Source organism: Mycobacterium sp. E342, from assembly GCF_001667665.1.
Lineage (GTDB): Bacteria > Actinomycetota > Actinomycetes > Mycobacteriales > Mycobacteriaceae > Mycobacterium.
Genome location: NZ_LZJM01000155.1, coordinates 1 through 719 on the forward strand (window position 1 = coordinate 1; position 719 = coordinate 719).

Here is a 719-nt window from a genome sequence, read left to right on the forward strand (position 1 = left end):
CGGGGTGCCAACTGGGCGATGGTGGGCGCCTCAAACACCGCCCGCACCGACAAGTCAGCATCCAAAGAATTATTGATGGCCGCGATCAGCCGCATCGCCGACAACGAGTCCCCACCCAGATCGAAGAACGAGTCATCGACCCCGACCCGCTCCAGACCAAGCACTTGGGCATAAATGCCGGCCAGGACTTCCTCGAGCAGACTGCCCGGGGCGCGATACCCCTCACCGGTGTAGTCGGGGGCGGGTAGGGCGCGGGTGTCGAGTTTGCCGTTGACTGTTAGTGGGAGGGCGTCGAGCACCATGATCGCGGCCGGCACCATATAGGCGGGTAGCCGCTGCGCGAGTTGGGTGCGGATGGTGGCCGGATCGACTGCCCCCGAATCAGATTCGGTGATGTAGCCGATCAGGCGTTTATCCCCGGGGTGGTCCTCGCGGGCGATCACCACCGCCTGATCGACACCCTCCACGTTGGCCAGGGCGGTGCGGATTTCACCCAATTCGATGCGATACCCGCGGATTTTGACCTGCTCATCAACACGGCCCACATACTGCAACTGCCCATCGGGGCCCCAACACACGAGATCCCCGGTGCGATACATCCGTGCCCCCGGTGCCCCGGTGAAGGGACACGCCACAAACCGCGACGCGGTCAATGGTGAGCGGCCCCAATACCCCACCCCCACACCATGACCGGCCACATAGAGTTCCCCGACCACCCC

At 64.3% G+C, this 719-nt stretch carries 1 protein-coding gene; it reads right to left on the reverse strand.

Annotated elements, in window-relative coordinates:
* The coding region (locus A5692_RS10810; protein WP_156766020.1) for a phosphopantetheine-binding protein at positions 1-719 on the reverse strand (719 nt) is incomplete at both ends.